This window comes from Alcanivorax sp. 97CO-5, assembly GCF_000524665.1.
GTDB classification, from domain to species: domain Bacteria; phylum Pseudomonadota; class Gammaproteobacteria; order Pseudomonadales; family Alcanivoracaceae; genus Alcanivorax; species Alcanivorax borkumensis.
In genome coordinates this window covers 78,138-98,250 of record NZ_KI965879.1, presented here as the reverse complement: position 1 = coordinate 98,250, position 20,113 = coordinate 78,138, and the positions used below count along the sequence as shown (strand labels likewise).

At 50.5% G+C, this 20,113-nt stretch carries 21 protein-coding genes and 1 pseudogene; 19 read left to right on the top strand and 3 right to left on the bottom strand.

Annotated features, from left to right (window positions below; all coding sequences use genetic code 11):
* Nucleotides 1–29: 29 nt before the first annotated feature.
* Nucleotides 30–482 carry a dUTP diphosphatase gene (gene dut, locus Y017_RS03800; RefSeq protein ID WP_035459028.1) on the bottom strand — a complete coding sequence of 151 codons (453 nt, stop codon included), beginning with the start codon at nucleotides 480–482 and terminating at the stop codon, nucleotides 30–32.
* A gap of 76 nt (nucleotides 483–558) precedes the next feature.
* Nucleotides 559–1,758 (bottom strand): bifunctional phosphopantothenoylcysteine decarboxylase/phosphopantothenate--cysteine ligase CoaBC, encoded by a 1,200-nt coding sequence (coaBC, locus tag Y017_RS03795; RefSeq protein WP_035459025.1) that lies wholly within the window; start codon nucleotides 1,756–1,758, stop codon nucleotides 559–561.
* A 258-nt stretch (nucleotides 1,759–2,016) separates the two neighbouring features.
* Between coaBC and radC the strand changes: the two genes are divergently transcribed.
* The 18 genes and pseudogenes from radC to Y017_RS03700 all read left to right on the top strand — a co-directional run bounded on the left by radC (nucleotide 2,017) and on the right by Y017_RS03700 (nucleotide 17,360).
* The gene (gene radC / locus Y017_RS03790) at nucleotides 2,017–2,691 is read left to right on the top strand and encodes a DNA repair protein RadC (RefSeq protein ID WP_011587511.1); all 675 of its coding nucleotides are present in this window, start codon (nucleotides 2,017–2,019) and stop codon (nucleotides 2,689–2,691) included.
* A 259-nt stretch (nucleotides 2,692–2,950) separates the two neighbouring features.
* Nucleotides 2,951–3,187, top strand: a complete 237-nt coding sequence (gene rpmB / locus Y017_RS03785) for a 50S ribosomal protein L28 (protein WP_035459023.1) — start codon at nucleotides 2,951–2,953, stop codon at nucleotides 3,185–3,187.
* 22 nt (nucleotides 3,188–3,209) lie between these two features.
* Nucleotides 3,210–3,377 carry a 50S ribosomal protein L33 gene (gene rpmG / locus Y017_RS03780; protein WP_007151127.1) on the top strand — a complete coding sequence of 56 codons (168 nt, stop codon included), beginning with the start codon at nucleotides 3,210–3,212 and terminating at the stop codon, nucleotides 3,375–3,377.
* Between the two features lie 358 nt (nucleotides 3,378–3,735).
* Entirely contained in the window at nucleotides 3,736–3,966 is a 231-nt protein-coding gene (locus Y017_RS03775) for a hypothetical protein (RefSeq protein ID WP_035459021.1), read from the top strand.
* Nucleotides 3,951–4,403 carry a TadE/TadG family type IV pilus assembly protein gene (locus Y017_RS03770; protein ID WP_035459019.1) on the top strand — a complete coding sequence of 151 codons (453 nt, stop codon included), beginning with the start codon at nucleotides 3,951–3,953 and terminating at the stop codon, nucleotides 4,401–4,403. Before Y017_RS03775 ends, Y017_RS03770 begins: the two co-directional genes overlap by 16 nt.
* Nucleotides 4,404–4,537: 134 nt before the next feature.
* Nucleotides 4,538–5,386, top strand: coding sequence for a Flp pilus assembly protein CpaB (gene cpaB / locus Y017_RS03765; protein WP_231483376.1), 849 nt, complete (start codon nucleotides 4,538–4,540; stop codon nucleotides 5,384–5,386).
* Nucleotides 5,376–6,596: a type II and III secretion system protein family protein gene (locus Y017_RS03760; RefSeq protein ID WP_035459016.1), complete on the top strand. Its 1,221-nt coding sequence runs from the start codon at nucleotides 5,376–5,378 to the stop codon at nucleotides 6,594–6,596. The genes cpaB and Y017_RS03760 overlap by 11 nt, the downstream gene beginning before the upstream one ends.
* Before the next feature lie 12 nt (nucleotides 6,597–6,608).
* Entirely contained in the window at nucleotides 6,609–7,808 is a 1,200-nt protein-coding gene (locus Y017_RS03755) for a hypothetical protein (protein WP_035459014.1), read from the top strand.
* Between the two features lie 83 nt (nucleotides 7,809–7,891).
* On the top strand, nucleotides 7,892–9,064 hold the full coding sequence (locus Y017_RS03750; protein ID WP_035459012.1) for a CpaF family protein: 1,173 nt from the start codon (nucleotides 7,892–7,894) through the stop codon (nucleotides 9,062–9,064).
* A gap of 2 nt (nucleotides 9,065–9,066) precedes the next feature.
* Nucleotides 9,067–9,990, top strand: a complete 924-nt coding sequence (locus tag Y017_RS03745) for a type II secretion system F family protein (protein WP_035459010.1) — start codon at nucleotides 9,067–9,069, stop codon at nucleotides 9,988–9,990.
* Complete coding sequence (locus tag Y017_RS03740) at nucleotides 9,983–10,843, top strand: type II secretion system F family protein (RefSeq protein WP_011587519.1); 861 nt, start codon at nucleotides 9,983–9,985, stop codon at nucleotides 10,841–10,843. The genes Y017_RS03745 and Y017_RS03740 overlap by 8 nt, the downstream gene beginning before the upstream one ends.
* A 21-nt stretch (nucleotides 10,844–10,864) precedes the next feature.
* A complete protein-coding gene (locus Y017_RS03735) occupies nucleotides 10,865–11,548 on the top strand; it encodes a hypothetical protein (RefSeq protein WP_011587520.1) in 684 nt (227 codons plus the stop codon).
* Nucleotides 11,545–11,829: a hypothetical protein gene (locus Y017_RS03730; protein ID WP_011587521.1), complete on the top strand. Its 285-nt coding sequence runs from the start codon at nucleotides 11,545–11,547 to the stop codon at nucleotides 11,827–11,829. The genes Y017_RS03735 and Y017_RS03730 overlap by 4 nt, the downstream gene beginning before the upstream one ends.
* A 92-nt stretch (nucleotides 11,830–11,921) precedes the next feature.
* Nucleotides 11,922–13,592, top strand: coding sequence for a TadE/TadG family type IV pilus assembly protein (locus Y017_RS03725; RefSeq protein ID WP_035459008.1), 1,671 nt, complete (start codon nucleotides 11,922–11,924; stop codon nucleotides 13,590–13,592).
* A gap of 65 nt (nucleotides 13,593–13,657) precedes the next feature.
* Nucleotides 13,658–14,813: pseudogene (locus Y017_RS14990) on the top strand (IS3 family transposase).
* A 602-nt stretch (nucleotides 14,814–15,415) separates the two neighbouring features.
* A complete protein-coding gene (locus Y017_RS03710; RefSeq protein ID WP_035459006.1) occupies nucleotides 15,416–15,910 on the top strand; it encodes a hypothetical protein in 495 nt (164 codons plus the stop codon).
* Between the two features lie 173 nt (nucleotides 15,911–16,083).
* The gene (locus Y017_RS03705) at nucleotides 16,084–16,470 is read left to right on the top strand and encodes a VOC family protein (protein ID WP_035459004.1); all 387 of its coding nucleotides are present in this window, start codon (nucleotides 16,084–16,086) and stop codon (nucleotides 16,468–16,470) included.
* 236 nt (nucleotides 16,471–16,706) lie between these two features.
* Nucleotides 16,707–17,360: a glutathione S-transferase gene (locus Y017_RS03700; protein ID WP_035459002.1), complete on the top strand. Its 654-nt coding sequence runs from the start codon at nucleotides 16,707–16,709 to the stop codon at nucleotides 17,358–17,360.
* Nucleotides 17,361–17,410: 50 nt separating this feature from the next.
* On the opposite strand, the gene Y017_RS03695 is transcribed toward Y017_RS03700, so the two are convergent.
* On the bottom strand, nucleotides 17,411–17,800 hold the full coding sequence (locus Y017_RS03695; protein WP_011587527.1) for a hypothetical protein: 390 nt from the start codon (nucleotides 17,798–17,800) through the stop codon (nucleotides 17,411–17,413).
* Nucleotides 17,801–17,954: 154 nt separating this feature from the next.
* Between Y017_RS03695 and Y017_RS03690 the strand changes: the two genes are divergently transcribed.
* Nucleotides 17,955–20,039: a BCCT family transporter gene (locus Y017_RS03690; protein ID WP_011587528.1), complete on the top strand. Its 2,085-nt coding sequence runs from the start codon at nucleotides 17,955–17,957 to the stop codon at nucleotides 20,037–20,039.
* Nucleotides 20,040–20,113 lie beyond the last annotated feature (74 nt).

Genomic DNA, 20,113 nt, shown 5'->3' with positions numbered 1-20,113 from the left:
GCCGCATGGTTTGTTGCTTTTGTGTTGTATTAATGGCGGCCGCTATGGCCGAAGCCGCCGTCGCCGCGTTTGCTGGCGCTGAAGCTTTCTACTTGTTTTAGTTCTACCTGCATTACCGGCACAATCACTAGCTGAGCGACGCGCTCACCGGGCTCCAGCGTGAAGGGCTGCTGCCCACGGTTCCAGCAGGACACCATCAGTTCGCCCTGATAATCAGAATCGATGAGTCCTACCAAGTTGCCTAGCACGATGCCGTGTTTATGGCCGAGACCTGAGCGCGGCAAGATCATGCCCGCATAGCCCGGATCATCGATAAAAATGGACATGCCGGTAGGCAGCAGCTCGGTGTCTCCTGGTTGCAGGGTTAGCGGCTCCTTGACCATGGCGCGCAGGTCTAGCCCGGCGGAGCCGTCGGTCGCGTAATGAGGCAGAGGAATGCTGTCGCCAAGGCGGGTATCGAGTACCCGATATTGCAGTCTCATGGTGTTTCCTTCGGTCAGGCTACATGCTCACGGGATAAAATCGGGCGTGTTACATGCTGCGTGGAGCGTGTCAGCGTTAGTCTTTGTAGCGTATCGCAATCAGTTCGATCAGTTGCTTGGCAATTTGGGCTTTGGAGGCCAGCGGCAATACCTTGTGGCCGCTGGGCCAAATTACCGTGAGGGCGTTGTTGTCGCTGTTGAAGCCCACATTGGTACCGGAGACATCATTGGTGGCGATCATGTCGAGCTTCTTGTTCACCAGTTTGCCTTGGGCGTAGGCCATCACGTCTTGGGTTTCTGCTGCGAAGCCTACGGTAAAGGGGCGTTTGGCGTGTTCAGCTACGGAGGCCACGATGTCTGGGTTTTTTACCAATGTAAGGTGAATTTCTTCGGTGGACTTCTTGATCTTGTGGTCGGCGGTCACGGTCGGGCGGTAGTCCGCTACGGCGGCGGTGGCGATAAAGACATCGCAGCCATTTTCCACCACGTCCATGCAGGTTTCATACATATCCACTGCGCGGATCACATCCACGCGCTCCACCCGTGAAGGGGTGGGCAGATACACCGGCCCGGCAATCAGGGTGACCTTGGCCCCAGCTTCGGCCGCGGCTTCGGCCAGCGCAAAGCCCATTTTCCCGGAGCTTTTGTTGGTGATGTAGCGCACCGGATCGATGGACTCCCGGGTGGGACCGGCGGTGATCACCACATGCTTGCCGGTGAGTAGCTGGTTATCAAACACTTCCGCCGCCTGCTGAATGATTTCCAGCGGCTCGAGCATGCGCCCGGCGCCGACTTCGCCACAGGCCTGGCTGCCGCTGCCGGGCCCGAAAATGGTGATGCCCTTTTCCTGCAGGATCAGCTGGTTCTTTTGGGTGCCGATGTCCGCCCACATTTGCTGGTTCATGGCCGGGGCAATGGCGATAGGGGCGCCGGTGGCCAGGCACAGGGTGGTTAATAGATCGTTGCCATGGCCATGGGCCAAACGGGCCATGAAGTTGGCGGACGCGGGCGCAATCAGTACCAGATCTGCCCAGCGAGCCAGTTCTATGTGGCCCATGGCGGCTTCGGCCGTTGGATCCAGCAGTGTGGTGTGTACGGGATGCCCTGATAGCGCCTGCATGGTCAGTGGAGTAATGAATTCACAGGCTCCCTGGGTCATGACCACCCGCACTTGTGCGCCGACATCCTGCAGTCGGCGTACCAAATCGGCGGCTTTATAGGCCGCGATGCCACCGGTGACGCCCAGCAGGACGCGTTTGTTCATCAGACGTTGCATGCAAAAACCCTTGTTTGGATGACGGCAGATATGGCGAATCTCCACTGCCGCTGCAGCCGCTAAACTGCTATCAAGTCAGGCTACATAGAGTAGCACTCTATAAGAGGCGCGGCACGCGGGGCGCAACAGGCTACACATAAAACAAAGATGGTTTTGGGGGAGGTGAGCTTTGAGACGAATATATAAGTCATTCAGCGTGTGGCAGGCGGGGATGAAGAGGGTGATGGCTGCGTACAGGTTGCCGCGTGGAGCATTGTTATGGCTATAACAGATTGGCCGGAGGATGAGCGGCCGCGGGAAAAGTTATTGGCGAGAGGGGCGCAGGCGCTTAGTGATGCGGAGTTGTTGGCGATCTTTTTGCGTACTGGGCAGCAGGGGCTAACGGCGGTGGATTTGGCCCGTCGGCAGTTAGTGAGTAGTGGCGGTTTGCGGGCTATGTTGGATCTGAGCCCGGAACGAATGGCGCACTTGCCTGGGATGGGGGTAGCCCGACGGGCATTGTTGCTGGCGGCACTGGAATTAGGTCGCCGCTATTTGGCAGAGCCTCTAGAGCGGGGGTTGCCTTTGGATAATCCGGACAAAGCGGGACAGTTGCTCACTGCCCAGTTGCGCGGGTTGCCGTTTGAGGTTTTCGCGTGCTTGTTTCTTGATAACAAGCATCGGCTGATTGCTTTCGAGAAACTGTTTCAGGGCACTATTGATGCCGCTGCGGTCTACCCTCGGGAAGTGGTGCGCCGAGCCATGGAGCACAATGCTGCGGCGGTGATCCTGGCGCATAATCATCCTTCCGGTGTGGCGGAGCCTAGCCAGTCGGACCACGCTATTACTCGCCGCTTGGTGGAGGCGCTGGGGCTGGTGGAAGTGCGAGTACTGGATCATTTGGTGATTGGTGATGGCGGTTGGGTGTCGTTGGCGTCTCGCGGAGCAGTGTAAGCACGTGTGTGCCGGCATGGTATGCCTGACGAAACATGCGGAACTAAGCAAATGAGCGTGTTAGCCTCTCACAATGTCGCCTGTTGAGCATGTTTTAGCCGTACAAGAAGAGATCTTGGTGGCGCTTAGCTTGCGCCGTTTGGCCTCCAATGGTCGTTTAAATTCAAATTTAGCTTGAAACTTGAGCGGTGGGTTGGTATAAAACGCGCCTTTTCCGGGGCTCTACCGTCCCCCGCAAGAAGTTTTACGGAGCAAGACAATGTCCAAAGTTTGCCAGGTGACCGGTAAGCGCCCTGTAACGGGCAATCGCGTTTCTCACTCGAACATCAAGACCAAGCGTCGTTTCGAGCCGAATCTGCACCACCATCGTTTCTGGGTTGAATCCGAGAAGCGTTTTGTGCGTCTGCGGGTAAGCTCTAAAGGTATGCGCATCATCGACAAGAAAGGTATCGATTCAGTACTCGCCGATATCCGTTCTCGCGGCGATCGCGTTTAAGGCTAACAGAAGGAGTTAACCCATGGCCGGTCCTATTCGTGAAAAAATCCGCCTGGTGTCCTCTGCTGGCACTGGTCATTTTTATACCACCACCAAGAACAAGCGTCTTCATCCTGAAAAGATGGAAACCAAGAAGTATGATCCGGTCGTGCGTAAGCATGTGGCCTACAAGGAAGCTAAAATCAAATAATCGATTTTAGCTTGCCTGCCTGGTAGCGGACATAAAAAAACCCGGGATTCTCTCCCGGGTTTTTTTATGCTTGGAGAAAAGTGCGCGCTTTATCTTCACGTTAAATATAAAAAAATATGCGTTAGGGTGCCCGTCTATCGTCTTTCCTGCCCGAACAGTGGTTTGCGCCGCGTCACAAAATAGGGCTGGTGCTAGCTTTACATGAGCGGGATGTTTTGCAACAAAAGGCTACATGCTCGCGGTTGTGGGGTGCATCACAGTTGCATAGAGTCGGCAGCATACGTCTATATTGATGCATAAAAGTTCACGTTAATTTCACACAACAATAGTCTACGTAGTTAGATGTATGGAGAACACTATGGATATGTTGAAAACCCTTTCTCAGGCTTTGTTTGTTCGCCTTTTCACTCAGCTCCCCGGCCGGGCACGCAATCAGCGTGGGGCCAGTGCGTTGGAATATATTATGCTCGCCGCTGTACTGGTGATTGCATTGGCCGCGATCTTTGTCGCATTCTCGGGTGAGGTTGATGGTGTGTTCGACGGCATTGTCAAGTGCCTCAACGATTCTAGCTTATGCGCCCCCGAGTAGATTTGAAAGAAGCCATTAAAGGGGTTGTGGCGCTGGAGTTTCTGCTAGTGTCTCCGCTTGTGATCGGTCTGGTTTACGCTGCGGCGACCTACGGCGTTCTGTTTTCTTGGCAAATGAGAATGCAGGTGTCTGTCGACAGAGCCGCGGCGGCAGCCACCACGCTGGACCGTAACACCACTAGTGTTCCTGGGGTTATGGCCGCCAGTTTGGCCAATGGCGCGTTGGCTAATAATGTGCCTACCTTTATGGGCTCGGTGCCCGCTGACGCTTGTGTGACAGTGGGTGCTGAGGTCGTGTGTGATTTGAGTATTGCTCTAACGGATGTGGGCTGCAGTGAGGCGTCAGGTGTCGCGACTGGGCCTGATCAGCTGGGCATCTTCGGTGGTTTTCCGCCTTTGCCAGACTGTTTGAGCGTAACATCTAGGGTAACTATTTGATTGCACTGCCGTTTGGTGGGGCGAGACTATTGGCGTCAGCGCTTGTGTTCAGGTGGTTGCTGGCAAGTAAAACCTAAGGAGGGGACATGGGGGCTCGTTGGCTTTATATGCTACCTGCGTTAATGCTGAGTGTGGTGGCAGTGATTTTAGCCCTAGTGGGTCTGGCTCGAGATCCTTCGCCGGCAAAACCGGAAAGGGCAGGAGCGGATGAGGCGCTTGCGCAACAGCGTGCCGCGGATAAACCTAAATATACTTACTGGGTTGCAACACGAGAGCTAAACATAGGTTCGATTGTTGCGGATGATGATTTTCAAAAAATTGATGTTTCTGCGCCATTGTCGTCTGCTCTGCAAGCTGACGCTCAAGTGGTGGGGCAGCGTTTATTTCAGCATGTTCGCAACGGCGAAATTCTCACTCAGGTTCACCTAGAAGCCGGTAATCGTCTGGCGCAGTCTGTTCCTGCTCAGTTCCGAGCATTTGCCATCGATATTGATAATGCCTCGGCTGTTGGCGGGCTGTTGGAGCCTGGTGATTTGGTGGATGTGTTGGTGCATTTTCGCAAGGGGCAAGATGAACAACCCACGAGCATGATTTTGCTTAAGGCTATTGAAGTATTGGCGGTAAAAGGCCAGCTTCAGGATGCCGATAAGACGGATGAAGAGAAGGAAAAGAGTCGTTCAAGAAACGCGACTGCTGTCTTGGCGATACCCCGCGAAGCCTTGCCTAAATTGTTGTTAGCTGACAGCAATGGCGAGCTGCGCTTGGCTATGGCTGGAGAGGATATAGGAAGCGAACAAAATGAGAGTGCTGGCGGTGGAGCTGTCGGTCTCAGTGGAAAAGAGCAGAAGGAATTGATGCTTACTACTAAGCTGGATTCTTTGTTCCCTGAGAAAAAACCGGTAAGACGGAGTGTGGCCCCCCCTCGCGGAAATAAAGTGGAAGTCTATGAAGGATCGACTTCAAGGAGTACTTATGTACGTTGAGGTGATACAGAAAAAGGTGTCGGAACGATGCAATGGAAAGTCTCGAGTTGCCGGTACGGTTCTGTCTAGACGCTCTTTGTTTGCAATGCTGTTGTCGCATCTATCAGTTGTTGGGATCGCCCTGTCTGCGCTTTTTTCCGTGCCAGTGGGTGCGGACTCCTTTGAAAAGGTGATGCGCATGGGGGCGGGGGATCAGCATGTGGTTGCTTTTGCTGATCGTGTAACAAAGGTTGCCACCTCCAGCCCTGATGCTGTCGCTGTGGCTGTCAGTGCTCCTGCTGAGCTATTGCTGACTGCTCAGCAGGAAGGATCGTCGGTGCTTACTGTTTGGTTAGACGGTATGGATGAGCCATTAAGGAGTACGGTGGTTGTTGCCGCGACGGCAGGAAAAAGATTGCCGTTTGGAACCCAAGTGCAAACGGATATTCGGATTATGGAAGTTAGCCGGAGCAAGCTTAATAGCTTTGGTTTTGAATATTCTAATATTTTTGATGGGGGCAATACTCAAGTGGGCGTTGCCTCACCGGGAGGCGGAGGCGCCTCCGATAGTTTCAACTTATTTCGTCTTGGCAAGAATTCAACAACGATTATTAATGCGCTAGAAAGTGGAGGGTTTGCTTATACCCTGGCGAAGCCTTCTCTGACCGCGCTCAGTGGTCAAACGGCTACTTTTCTTTCTGGTGGCGAGTTTCCTGTTCCTACTCGCAGTGATAATAACGGCGTGCAGGTTGAGTTTAAGAGTTTTGGTATTGGTTTGGCATTGACGCCAACTGTTATCAGTGGCGACCAAATTATTCTCAAAGTAGCGCCAGAGGTGAGTGAGCTAGATTTCTCCGCCGGGGTGGAAAGTGCTGGGACGTCTATTCCTGGGCTTAGGGTTCGCCGCTCCGAAACAACCGTTTCGTTGGCGCCGGGGGAGACCTTCATTATTAGTGGTCTGGTAAGTCAAAACACGGTGAATAATAGCAATAGAATTCCTGGTTTGGGCAATTTGCCTGTGCTAGGTGCCTTTTTTCGCTCGGGTCAACTGTCACGAGAAGACAAGGAAATGGTGATGGTGGTGACGCCTCATCTTGTGTCACCGGGATCGTCGACTGAGGCCGGTCCATTGCCCGGTGCTGGCTACCACAATAGCAGTACAGGTTGGTTGGACATGATGACTGAAACTCGCAATGGATCTCGGCCAGTTCGTCATGGCTTGAGCTGGTAGGGGGCGACTACGATGACTGAAGAAAGCCTGTTAGCAGTAGTTGAGGACGAGGGTGCTTACGCTTGGTTGGATGATGCTCTTCAAGGAAGCGGACGTATCGAGCGTGTAAGTCGCTCTGATCTGAGTCGTGTTCTGCGTTTACTTGAGGCCACGAATTCTACAGTGGCCTTGGTGGAAGTTTCTGATGTAGATAGCAGTCAATCTATGGCTGTGATTACCGCGCTCAGTAATGCTCGACCATGGATTACGGTGATGGCGTTGTGCCGTTATGCAGATCAAGAAACGCTGCTGCAATGTATGCGAGCAGGGGCCCGTGATTGTGTGATTGTTGGTTGTGAAGCGGTGGAATTACGTGACCGCTTGCGGCGTCATCAGCTTGTGCGACCGGGGCACGTAGGAGATGAGCTGACATCTCGTACCAAAAATTTAATTCTGGTGGCCGGTGTTTCTCCACGAGTTGACACTACGTTTCTGACACAGAATATAGCGGCCACGATGGCTAGCTGTAGCTCACAGCAGACGACGCTCGCGATAGATGTGGTCAGTAATAGTGAGCAAATCTTTCATCTTGAAAATCGCGGCACCTATGATTTGACGCAATTACTGGCAAGTCCAGACACTGTGGATCACACCCTTATAGAAACCGCGCTGGAGGAATACCGCCCTGGGTTGCGGTTGTTGGCCGGTGGGACGGGTGTTGATTTTCTTGGAGATCAGGGTGTTGATTTATTTATTGCCTTGTCCCGATTAATGGGGATGTTTGATCGAATCATCCTTAATGTTGGCTGTGAACAACACTCCTCATGGATCAAAACGATAGGTGTCCATGTCAGTGATTTGATTGTCGCTGCGCATCCTGAAGTGGGGCAGCTAAAGGCGGTACGTGAGCATATAGCTAACTGGAGGCCTCATCTGCCTAAAGATAGCGAGGTTCACTTTGTTATAGATGGGTACGAATCTGCTATACCTCCAAGTTTGGATGACGTGAATGGAAGTACGGGCGTAGAAGTCGCAGCCGCCTTTCCTATGGACTGGAAGCATCGTCTGGAATCAATCAATTTAGGTGTGCCTATTCGCGAGAGTGCTCCACGCAGTGCTTATAATCGAAAAATGAATGGATTAGTTAGTGATCTGATGGGTGGGCGGAATCCAAATATTAAAAGTGTTCAAGGCGGTTGGGTCGCGAAATTGATGCATGGAAATAAGGCGTAATTTGCCGTCGGCGTTTGTTGCGGTGAGCCTTTTTTCAGCGGCAAGGCTGCAGGGAATAAAAGCAATAAACCAGGAAGGCAATCGTGGCAGGAAGAATTGACGAGGAATACCAACAACTAAAAGCCAGCGTGCACCAACGTGTGGTAGAGAGGTTGGACGAGGATGGCATTGAGGTCGCCCGAAATAATAAAAAGCGGGTGGAAGAGGCGATCAATCGTGCCGTTCAGCAACACATCGTTGAGCGTCGTATACCTTTGTCAAATCAAGATGTGGCGCAGCTGATCCGAGACATGATTGATGAAGTCACAGGCTTTGGTCCTTTAGAGCCTCTGCTCCGTGATAATCGAATCAATGATATTCTGGTGAATGGCCCGAAAAATGTTTTTATTGAGGTTGCGGGTGTATTGCAAAGAGCGCAGGCCCGCTTTGTTGATGACGATCATGTAGTGCGTGTGATTCGTCGTATTTTGGCACCATTGGGACGTCGGCTTGATGAAGCTAGTCCCATGGTTGATGCGCGGCTACCCGATGGCTCGCGAGTTAATGCCATCATTCCCCCTTTGGCTCTTGATGGGTCTTCCATTTCCATTCGGAAATTCAACAAACACCATCTTACAGCTGAGGAGCTCATCCGCAGCGGGTCCATGACGCAAGAGTGTCTAAATACTCTAATTACTGCAGTGCAGAACAGAAGAAATATTTTAGTGAGTGGGGGGACGGGGACAGGTAAAACCACAATTTTGAATTTGATTAGCCATTATATTCCTCAAAATGAGCGGATATTGACGATTGAGGACTCTGCAGAACTTATGCTTGGGCACCCGCATGTGGTGCGCTTGGAGACTCGCCCGGCCAATACCGAAGGAAAAGGTAAAGTGACTGCGCGTGAGCTGGTAGTGAATGCGCTGCGCATGCGTCCTGATCGAATTGTTCTTGGTGAGGTGCGGTCTGGGGAAATTATTGAACTGCTACAAGCCATGAACACTGGCCATGAAGGGTCGATGAGTACCATTCACGCAAATGGTTCCAGGGAAGCCTTGGTGCGGGTAGAAACTCTATTGGCGGTAAGCGGCTATGATGCAAGTGAGAAGGCTATTGCGCGACTTATTGGTTCCGCTTTAGACATGATTATCCAGTTAAAAAGGTTGCCTGATGGACGCAGGGAGATTAGTGAAATTGTCTCTCTTCAGCCAACTGAAGAAGATCCCTATCAGATGGAGTGTTTATATCGCTCTCCAAGTAGTAAGGAGTCTTGATTATGGATGGCGAGCATCTGCTATCGGCAGCAAAGATCTTGGCAATATTCGCTGTTTTTTTGTTGTTTATTCAGTGGGTATGGATTGTCATCCGAAACCGACAGAAAGAAAAAAGAGCGGTGCAGGCACGAATTTATAGCCAGTCTTTGGATGTCAGTAGTGCTGCAATCGAGTCCCGCTTGGGGTCTGGAAGCTTTGACCGCCTGCAGTTAAAAGCGGGTTTGCGATTGAGCAACTCGGCAATAGTTGTTGGGTTGTTATTATTTTTAGCACTGCTAGCAATAATTCAAGCGTTTATCGGGCTAATGTTTGTGATCCTCTTGTTGGTGAGTGCAATATTGTTTGCCGTTTTTTATTGGAATTATCGGTATCAAAAAAGACGACGTTTGATCTTTGAATCTACTCCTGAAGTTATTGATGATGTTATTCGTGGCATTGATGCGGGGCGCTCTTTGGAGCAGGCGTTAGTTAACGCGTTAAACGATGCGCCCAAAGTTTTCTTTCCGTTGCTTTTCCGTTTGCGAAGTGCTGTTGAGTCCGGGCGTGACTATACTGGACTTATCGATGATTTCTCAAAATTATACAGCATCCCTCCTTTAACTTTTGTGGCTGTGGCGTTGAGAACGTCAAGTCACTACGGTAGTGCGGTGCGTCCTGTTCTAAAAAAAGTGTCTCGCTCACTAAGATCGCAACAGGAAATGCGTAGAGAGTTTCTCGCGGCCACCGCAGAAACTCGTTTTACCGCAATGGCGTTTGCTGTGTTGCCTCTAGTGATCGGCGCTTCGTTGATCGGCCTAAATGAAAGTTTCCGCGATGTGTTGCTTGATACTGAGTCTGGGCAAAAAATGCTAATGACGTCGATTGGGCTGATTGTGGTCGGTACGATTATTGTATTTCGTATGGTGCAGGGAGTTGGCCGTGGTTAATTTCATGTTAGCACTGCTGTGCGCTCTGCTGGCCCTTTGGTTAGTGTTTAAGGCTGGGCGCTGGGAACGCCGCAGGAAGGTGATGGGGCGACTCCACAATCATGGAGGGGATGAAACTGAAAGCCAAGATCTGGTGGCCCTGGGCCTGTCTTCACGGCTGATTTCGTCGGCGTTGATGCGTGAGGATTATAACGAAGTTTACGAGGCGTTGAAGCTAACAGGTAAGGAGCCGGAAAAGATACCGACTCTATACCTTGCTTTTTGTTGGGTCTTGCCCATCGCGCTTGCCCTTTTGGGAATTCTTTTAAAGGGGCCGTTTATAGCGCTTTTTCTAGGTGTTGTCGGATTTATTGGTAGTCGTCGTTATTTTCGATCTGTCGCTAAAGTAGCGTGCCATCGCCAGAACCAGGAGGCGATTGAGTTTGCTCAGCTATTGTCGATGTTGCTGGAGGCGGGTTTGTCGATTGAGCGAGCCTTTCGTGTGGCGGCTGTTCAGTCTCGGCCCATGATTCCCGGCTTGGTCCACCGGTTAGACCGTTTTAATAGGTTGATGGAGAGTGGGGCGGAGCGTGGAGTTGCTCTTGATGAGATTGGAGAGGGAAAGCAGATTCCTGTTCTGCATAGCCTTACCCGGCTATTAAAACAAGGGGGAGCATTGGGTGGAGCTATTAGTGAAAGTATTGAGCAGTTGATACTCGAGGCTCAAGATGTTGAGAAGAGCCGTATTAAAGAAGAGGTGAATCGTGTTGGCGCTAAAATGACAGTGGCAATGATGATTTTCATGATGCCGGCGTTATTTATCATTGTTGGTGGTCCGGCAGGCGTGAACATTGTACAAGCGATAACCCGCTAAGTGGTCAAGCAGGAGCATTTAATGAAAAGGATGAACCCGGGTATGGCAATGGTGCTAGCCTTAATTTTGGGCGGATGTGCAAGCCAAGACCAGCAGCTCGTGATATCAGATTTTGAAAGTTTTAGTCCGAATGTCCATTGCGATAAGGCAAGTGATCCGGAAGGAATGGTCGACTTGGAAATGGTTGACTCTCTGATGAGTAAAAGTCGCCCTTACGCTGCTTTGGCTCAGCTACAAAAAGCGCCACAGGAAAACCAGGAATATTGGAGTCGTTACGGTCGGTTGTTGGCGGAAACCGGTGATCTTTCTCGTGCGAAAACGGTCTTTACTGTATTGCGAGATGAGTGCAAGAGTGGTGAGGCATATCACGGGCTGGGTATTGTCGCCATGAAACAGGGGGACTTATCTGAAGCAATGGATCTGTTCCGTTATTCGGTGAATGCGCTGCCCGCTTCTGGAAAAGTACGCAATGATTATGGCTATGCGCTATTGGTATCCGGTGATTATGAGAAAGCTCAGTATCATCTGCGCACGGCTTTGGAGTTGCAGAATGGGCAAGGCGTGGCGCGCCAAAACTTAGCTATCGCTTACATTCTTGGTGGAAATGAGCGCGGTATAGCGATGCTTAAAGAGCAGTACGGGTTTAAGCGAAGTGAGTTAGAGCGTGCGGAACGTTTAGCGAGTGGTTTCGGAGTGGAGTTATGAACAAAACACTTTTATTTTTCGTTACGGTATTTATGAGCGCCTTTTCTTATGCTGACGCTGAGCAATACGATTACGGTTTATCTTCGCCGGGATTGCTTTCTCAGCATGAGACAACAACAGAGAGGCTGTTGAAGCAGCAAAGATTAGCGCCAGTTACACCTGAAAGTGAGTTGTCAGCGCAATTATATGTAGATAGTCAGATAAGGATTGGTGAAACGTTTAAAACAGCTATCCCGGATAGTTTGCAAGAAAGAGCGGACTCTCTTAGTGAAGGTGATTAGAAAGTAATTGGCTGGTCTGTTCGTCTTTCATAGATTAAGCCATAACCTGTATAACCGATGGCGGTATACGTTGTCATAGTATGAGGTGTGCCATGCATAATTATATGCGTAATAAAAAACAGCATGGATCCGCATTGGTTTGGTTTGTGAGCCTGACTTTTATATTTTTAATGGTCGCGTTGGTTGTTGATGGCAGTAACCTTTATAACGAAAAGCGTCGGTTGCAAGCCGCAGCTAATGCCGTTGCGTCTGAACTTGCAGCTAGTGGTCAAACTTGTTTTGGTTCGGAGCTAGCTTCGGATGCGACAGATCTTTCCAATAATGCAGAAACGATTTTAGCTAGGGACTATTCTGGTAGGGACTTTGTTGTTACCAGTGCTCAGGTTGTAACAGTAGATGGAGTTGATGGGCGCTATCAGGTTAGCCCCGTTGTTTTTGATGCCAGGGAAAGTAATGGTGTGGCGGTTTCTCTTTCTTCTCCTGTGCGTGGGCTCTTGGCTATTTTTCTGGAGGGTGATCTTTCAGCACATAGCGTTGCACGCAAAGAAGTGATAGCGACGATCAGCACAGTCAATCAGACTGCTGTATTGGCGCAGGATAATACTGTTTTAGGTGCGGTTTTGGGGGGCGTGCTGGGTATTGGTCCAATTGATCCTACAGATTTAACCAGCCTGGCAGGGACTACGGCATCGATTGGTGAGCTGCTTCAGGCATTGGGCGTTGATGACGTGGCTGATTTGGTTTCACCGGTGTTGAGTGCAGAAGATTTAGCGCAAGCTTTACAGGTTGTAGGAGCGGTAACAGAGCCAACCATTGATATACTTGATGCAGCAATCCAAGCAGGTGGGTTGGACGGTATTCCATTAAGTGATGTGTTGGGGATTGTTAAAGGTACAACCGTTCCGGAAGATAGCGAATTCCCACTTTATGACACGGTGACGTCGCTTGTACTTAAAGTGGCTGAGCTTGCCTTCTCGCTCCCCCCAATCACTCTCGATATACCAGGCCTTCCAGGCGAAGAGGTGACTCTTGAGTTGGTAGTCAATCAGGCACCAACGGTACTTATCGGTGCTGCCCGATGGGATCCAGTTGAAGGCGACTGGCTTTCCAAGGCGTATGGTGCCGATATTGAACTAACATTGACGGTGAATCTAGATTTGGGTTCTTTGCTTGGATTATCGCTAGGCTCGCTTACTGTGCCCTTGGCAATATCAACAGGGCAAGGTGAGGTGGATTTGATTGCTGCACAATGTGCTTCAGGAAATAGCCAGCAGGTAACGTTTACCACAAATGCCTCAGTGAGTGGGGTGGGCCTTGATGGTGAGATCGATGCCTCGCTTGTGGGAGGCTTGATAGGAGTAAATGCTCAAGTAGCTGCCAGCCTGTTTTCGTCAGATAATGGACAGCTTCGTTTCGATGTTACTCTTCTTGAGAGCGATGAGCCGCGAACCGTGGTTCATGGTTATAATAGTGGGCAGTCGGTTACTAATGTTGGGCGTATTCGGTTAACCCTCGAGAACCTTGAGGTAAGTATTGATGAGTTGGAGCTATTAGAGCTTTTAGGTTTGAATGGCCTTGTTGAAGGTTTGATTAATAGTGTTGTCTCCCCCATTCTGAGTAGTCTGTCTGTCAGCATATTAACGCCGCTTTTATCATCGTTGGGTGTTCAGCTTGGTACGCTGACAGTGAGTGTTGATGATGCACGGCAAGGTGCGATGTCACTGATTGAATGCAGCCAGGCATTATGTGCTTCGGGCCAGTAGTGTAGTGGCCTATTAAATCTGGGCACCTCCGAAGGTGGTAAAGTTACCACCTTCGGAGGTGTCAGATGACTAGAAAGCGACGCTCCTTTACTCCTGAATTCAAGCAAGAAGTGGCCAGCTTGGTGCTGGATCAAGGCTATACTGTTTCCCAAACCAGTACATCGCTTGGTGTAGTCAAGAGCGTGTTGCGGCGCGGGGTCAAACCGCTTGAGGCTGAGCGTCAGGGCGTTACCCCCCAAAAAAAGCCGTGCTGTTACCGGGAGCAGCGCCGGATGCAAGAGCTTGACGCTCGGTGTGAGCGTCTGTAACGGGAGAAGTGTCTCCTAAAAAAGGCTAGTGCGCTCTTGATGTCGGACGGCTGGAATCGTACTGCCTGATAGGGCCAGCTGGGTGAGCAAGGCCCTGTGAATTGGTTCGTTCAACATTTAATGTGCATCGTTCCTGTTGCTTCTGATCACCTTAAGCAGATCTGTCTCATTGATGCAGAGCGCGTGGACCTACAAGTCAAAGTGAACCGCTTGTTCAACCAGAGCCGCAGTTCGGCGCGAAGCCATACGGTACAAGGACTCCTCAATGAGCAGGGGGGAGAAGTTGACCGCAGTCTTATCGTGCACTCGGGGTAGTCTGTAGCAGCTCTGCCAATGCTTAAAAGCAGGCGACAGCTGCGCGACTCGATATACCAAATTATCAGGATCGAGAATTTGCGGTGCAGGAGCCGAACCAGTTGTGGTGCGGAGACATCGCCCACATCTGGACGGGGAAGGCCGGAGTTACCTGGCCGTCGTCCTGGATTTTTAATCCCGGCGGGTTGTGGGCTGGGCCATCTCCAGCCACCCGATGCAGACATGCTTGTGAAGGCTCTGGATCATGCTTGGGAGCAGCGAGGGCAACCTGATAAAGTCATGTTCCTCTCGGATTAGGGCGGCCAGTATCCAGTACGCCAGCCGTCTGTTCCGGCAACGTCTATGGCGCAATCGAATGTGGCAAAGCATGAGCAGGCAGGGTAACTACTGGGATAATGTTCCTATGGAAAGGCTGTTCCGTAGCCTGAAGTCAGAGTGGCGGCCGACGATGGGTTATCAGTAATTTTATGAGGCAAAGAAAGATATCGGCGATTGCCTGATGGGTTGCTACAGTCCCCGTAAGCCTCAGCGTTACAATGGTGGGGTCGCGCCTGTGCTGGCCGAGGGAAAGCCTAAATCACTGTCCGGTATTTGTTGACCACTGCATTAGCAGCACAAAGTCACAATGGATCTTCCGCAAGTTATAAGCTCTACCGGTCGACTCTTTCGCTCCATAATGGAGTTTTTAGACGACCGTGCTGAATTAGATATCGAAGGCAATATTCCAATACAAACGAAATAGACCTTTAAATTTCTATCAGAGGAGTATGAATTTTCTATTCGTACTGCTATTAAAGAGGCCGATGAAGTCGAGGAAGCAAATTTAATCGATTGCTCCTCTGATTCTGATGCAGACCCAGTGCGCCTAGATTGGTCGGACTGTGGTTGCTTTACGTTAGTCGTCACCGATGATTCTAGCACGGGATATCGTTGCACATTCTGTTAAAACGAGGAAAGCAACGAATTGCCGGGTACCTGTGATATCTGTGGAGTTCATAGAGCGCAGGAAGAGCTGGTGGATTATTGGCCGCTCGATGATGGTGGCGTTGAAGCTCGCTGTTATTACTGCTCAAGCAGTTATCATGCCGACAAAGATGATTGAAAATGCCGAGCAAATCAATCATCTTCGCGCCTACGGCGCCTGGCGCAGCAAGGCTGCACCGGTTATTACGGCGTTAGCCAAAATTGGAGATAGTTTAAGTGAATGTGGAACTGAGCGTTGTCGGCTCCATAGCGTCAGTTATTGCGCTAATAGCCATGGGGATCGGTGGAGTTATACAACTATTTCGTAAGTACCGTATTTATCGGTCGGAAAGGGATAAAAGAGCTGATAAATTCCGTGATTTTCTGGTCAGAGTTGTCGATGAATCCACTACTGCTAACGAAAGGTCTGATGTATCTGCTCTTATTCAGCATACACTTTCAATTTGTCGTAATAAGATCATCCAGCAGTATTGCGAACTCATAACTTCTCTGGTTATTGGCGGGTTTGGGTTCCTCATAGCGTCTAGCATGCATGCTGGCATTATCGCTTGGGTGTTTTTGTTGCTACGTATACTCTTCAGTACGGTTGATCTTTGGTTCATTTCAACGATGAGAAAAGATGTTGAGCATTCAGAGTGGCAAATAGGTGAGGCATGGGCTGGCTATTTTGAGAAAGCGCATTCTCGTAAGAGCTCCCTGAGCAATGGCTAACAAATGGGAAGTGGTGATCCGACGTTATCATTTATGTGCCTCTCTAATTCGACAAAGAGAGCGCCATACCGATTTTGAGGGAAGCCCGCTCACAATCAGTGGCCTGCGGGTGCTCTTTGCGCGCCGGCCTCATTGTTACTGATAAATTCACATGCCGATGAAAGGAGTCGTAGGTGTTTGAAGTTAAAGCAACTCAGCATGTTTTGGCGGTCAATAATGTTGATGAAAGTGAACGATATTTTTTAGATAAGCTTGGTTTTTCTGTTCGCTTTCGAGTAGACGGCTGGTCGTTCCTGAGCCTTGGCAGTTTTCATATTATGTTGGGGCATTGCCCGGATGAGATTTCTGCTGAAGCGACCAATGAACATTCTTACTTTGCGTATGTGAATTGCGTGGGCATTGATGATCTTTATGGTGATTATCGGAAGCGCGGTGTTGATATTTTTCAGACTATTTCTAATAAACCTTGGGGGTTGCGTGAGTTTGGCGTAGTTACTCCAGACGGGCACAGAATTATGTTTGGCGAAGACATCGGACAATCGTTCGCTAGGGGCCTTTGAAAGCCCCTTTGCGTGCTCAGCCTAATCGGGAGCGTGCAGTTTTTACTCATAACAGGCGGCTCTGGTTCCGGCGATATCGAAAGCGATAAGGCTGAATCGTTTTCTCACTTCCGATTGATAGACTACCGTGTCGAAACCGGGGCCTCGTGGGTTTGTTTCAGCTAGGGCGTTAATACGATTATGGTTCTATGTATTTCTTCTACTTAACTTACTTCATTCAACAATAAATAAACTCCATGACCTCCTCATTTCACTGCTTGTATTCTTTCCGTCGCTGCCCTTACGCCATGCGCGCTCGTCTAGGACTCTTGTTTGCTGAGATGCGGGTGGAGTTGCGTGAGGTGGAACTAAAGAATAAGCCAGCCCAGATGTTAACAATTAGCCCTAAAGGAACGGTGCCAGTCTTGCAGCTTTTCGACGGGACTGTAATTGAAGAGAGCCGAGATATAATGATATGGGCACTTGAGAAAAATGATCCGCAAGGGTTGCTGTATACAAAGGGAGCGGGTCAGATTGATGCTCTCATTGAGCAAAATGATAGCGAATTCAAATATTGGCTTGATCGCTATAAATACGCGGATCGTTACCCAGAGAAGACCCAGACAGAGTATCGACAATGCGGTGAAGCCTTTTTGCAGGTCTTGGAAGGGTTGTTGATTAAACACCCGTTCTTGCTGGGGGATAATGTGACCCTTGCGGATGTCGGTATTATGCCGTTTGTCCGCCAATTCGCGCATGTAGATCGCGATGTTTTTTACAGCCTGCCTTACCCTAACCTGCAGGTGTGGCTGAAGCACTGGTTGCAGCATCCATTTTTCTTGCAAGCCATGGTCAAATATAAGCCATGGTGCGAGGGGGATGAATTGGTGCTTTTTCCTTCTTACGGTTAGGTTTTCCAACGGCAAGAACATTCGCATTAGTCTGCTAGGGGCACAGGGAGTCAGCGTGATTCTTTGTGCGTATATTCCAGTGTGGCCTCACCTAATACTTCGCACGCTTGAAGAATTTTAGCTTCAATGCTGACTTTATCTCCTTCCTGCATCTCTATCGTAATGCCTCCGCTGGTTTGGTCGTTGCCACGAATGTAGAGCTGTCCTGTTTCGCTGTCGAGGCGTGAGACACCGTTTTTGTTTTGTTTTGCCCGTAGCAGATAGGTCAGTGTGTTGTAGTAGCCGCTGCAGGTCACCTTGAGATTGAAACTATGGTTGGCGCCGATGGCGCTGTGAAGAATGTCGAGTTTGCAGTCCTGCTCATAGGCCTGAGCCGTTGAGATTAGTGCGAAAAAGGTGAATAGGATCAGAAGTGGTTGGCGCATGGTTGCAAGTGTCATAGGGCGTGGTAGTGGATTCGGAAAATCGAAAGCCTACCGCAAAATGGTGCGTACATATAGTAAGCGCGTGTAACCACATCTGCTGGAAGCAGGGTAAAGATGTCTATAGGGTAGAAGTCACCATGCCTCTCCACACAAGCAACAGGGCTGAAATATGGTAAACAAAGGAATGATGCGCAACTCGACGATTTTGGTGCCAGTGTTTTTGCCGGCGGTGATCGTTTCCTTATTGCTGATTATCGGCACCATCAGTGATCCGGAGCTGGCTGGGGAGGTGTTTTCTTCTGCCCAGGCATGGATCACTGAAACGTTCGGCTGGTTTTATATGCTGGTGGTGGCGCTATTCTTTCTTTTTATTGTCGGTATCAGCATGACATCGTGGGGCAATATTAAGCTGGGGCCGGATCATTGCGAGGCGGAATATTCGTTTCCAGAATGGTTCGCCATGCTGTTCTCGGCGGGGTACGGCATCGCTCTATTGTTCTTTGGGGTCGCTGAACCAGTATTACATTATTCTGAGCCGCCTGTAGCCGACCCGCAGACGGTGGAAGCTGCTAAGCAGGCCATGCAGATTGCATTTTTCCACTGGGGCTTCCATATCTGGGCCATTTACGGCTTGGTTGGCCTAGTGATGGCCTACTTTGCGTTTCGTCATGGGTTGCCCTTATCCATGCGTTCGGCGTTCTATCCTCTTATAGGCGAAAAAATCTATGGGCCTATTGGCCATGCTATCGATGTGTTCGCTATTTTGGGCACCATGTTTGGCATCGCGACTACGCTGGGTTTATCTGCCGCGCAGATAAACGCAGGCCTGAATTATCTGTGGGACGTGCCGGTGGGCAATATGGTGCAGATCAGTGCTATCGCCATTGTCACCGCGATGGCCACGGTATCGGTGGTGGCGGGGATGGACAAGGGGGTGAAGCGCCTGTCGATTCTGAACATGATGCTGGCGGTGCTGCTGATGCTGTTTGTGTTTGTGGTCGGCCCCACGGTGCATATTTTGGAAAGCTTTGTGCAGAACACGGGTAGCTACCTGAGCAATATTGTGGAGCGCACCTTTAATCTACAGGCTTACACCCACAGTGACTGGATCGGTAACTGGACCCTGTTTATCTTCAGCTGGACTATTGCTTGGGCTCCGTTTGTGGGGCTGTTTATTGCCAAGATCAGCCGAGGTCGTACCATCCGCCAATTTGTGGTTGGGGTGATGCTGGTGCCGAGTATTTTTACCTTTCTGTGGTTTTCAGTGTTTGGTGATACCGCGCTTAACCTGATTATGGAGCAGGGTTATACCGAGCTGGTAACCCAGGTGCAGGCAGACAAGGCGGTGGCTTTGTTCCAGCTGTTTGATCACCTTCCCTTGTCTAGCGTGGTGTCGTTCCTGGCGGTATTGTTGATTGTTACCTTCTTTGTGACCTCGTCGGATTCCGGCTCCCTGGTGGTGGATTCCCTCGCGTCTGGTGGGGTGCTGGAAACCCCTGCTTGGCAGCGGATTTTCTGGGCTGTTCTGGAAGGAGTCATCGCATCGGTGTTGTTATTGGCAGGAGGCTTAAGCGCACTGCAAACCATGACTATGGTGAGCGCCTTGCCGTTTGCGATCATTATCCTGCTGGCGGCAGTGGGCATGTGGCGGGCGCTGGTGATTGAAGGGCACCGGGAAACCAGCTTGCAGGCGCATATGGCTCATAGCCGCCACATGACTGGCAGCCAATGGCGCCATCGCCTCACGGCGATGATTCGTTACCCTACTCGGCAAGAGGTGGAAACCTTCATCCGTGATACTGCCATGGGCAGTATGACAAAGGTCGTTGATGAGCTGCGTAAGGTTGGCTGGGATGCGTCGGTGGATTTCGATGAGCAATTTATCCGCGCCGAGTTGGTGGTCAATCGCGATGAGCACGTGGGTTTTATCTATGACATCCGTTTGATCACCACACCGGTGCCGGAATATGCCTACAGCAGCCGTGAGGCCAGGGTAAACGATGCCCATGAGTATTGCCGCGCTGAGGTGTTCTTGCGTCGAGGTGGCCGTTCTTATGATGTATTCGGCTACGATGAGGTGGATATCATTCGCGATATGCTCGACCAGTTCGAAAACTATTTGCACTTCTTGAATGTGGCGCCGGGTAAGCTGCCCTGGGAAATGGCGGAGCATGATGACCTGCTGCGCGATCAGTCTGGCGGCGACAGCGAAGGCAAAAAAGGGGAAGACGGGGGGAGTGTGAAGCCAGCGTAATGGCTCGCTAACGGGAGTAGAACTACCGCTTGGGCGCCCCACATTTTGGGGCGTCTTTCGTTTTGGCGGTGGAA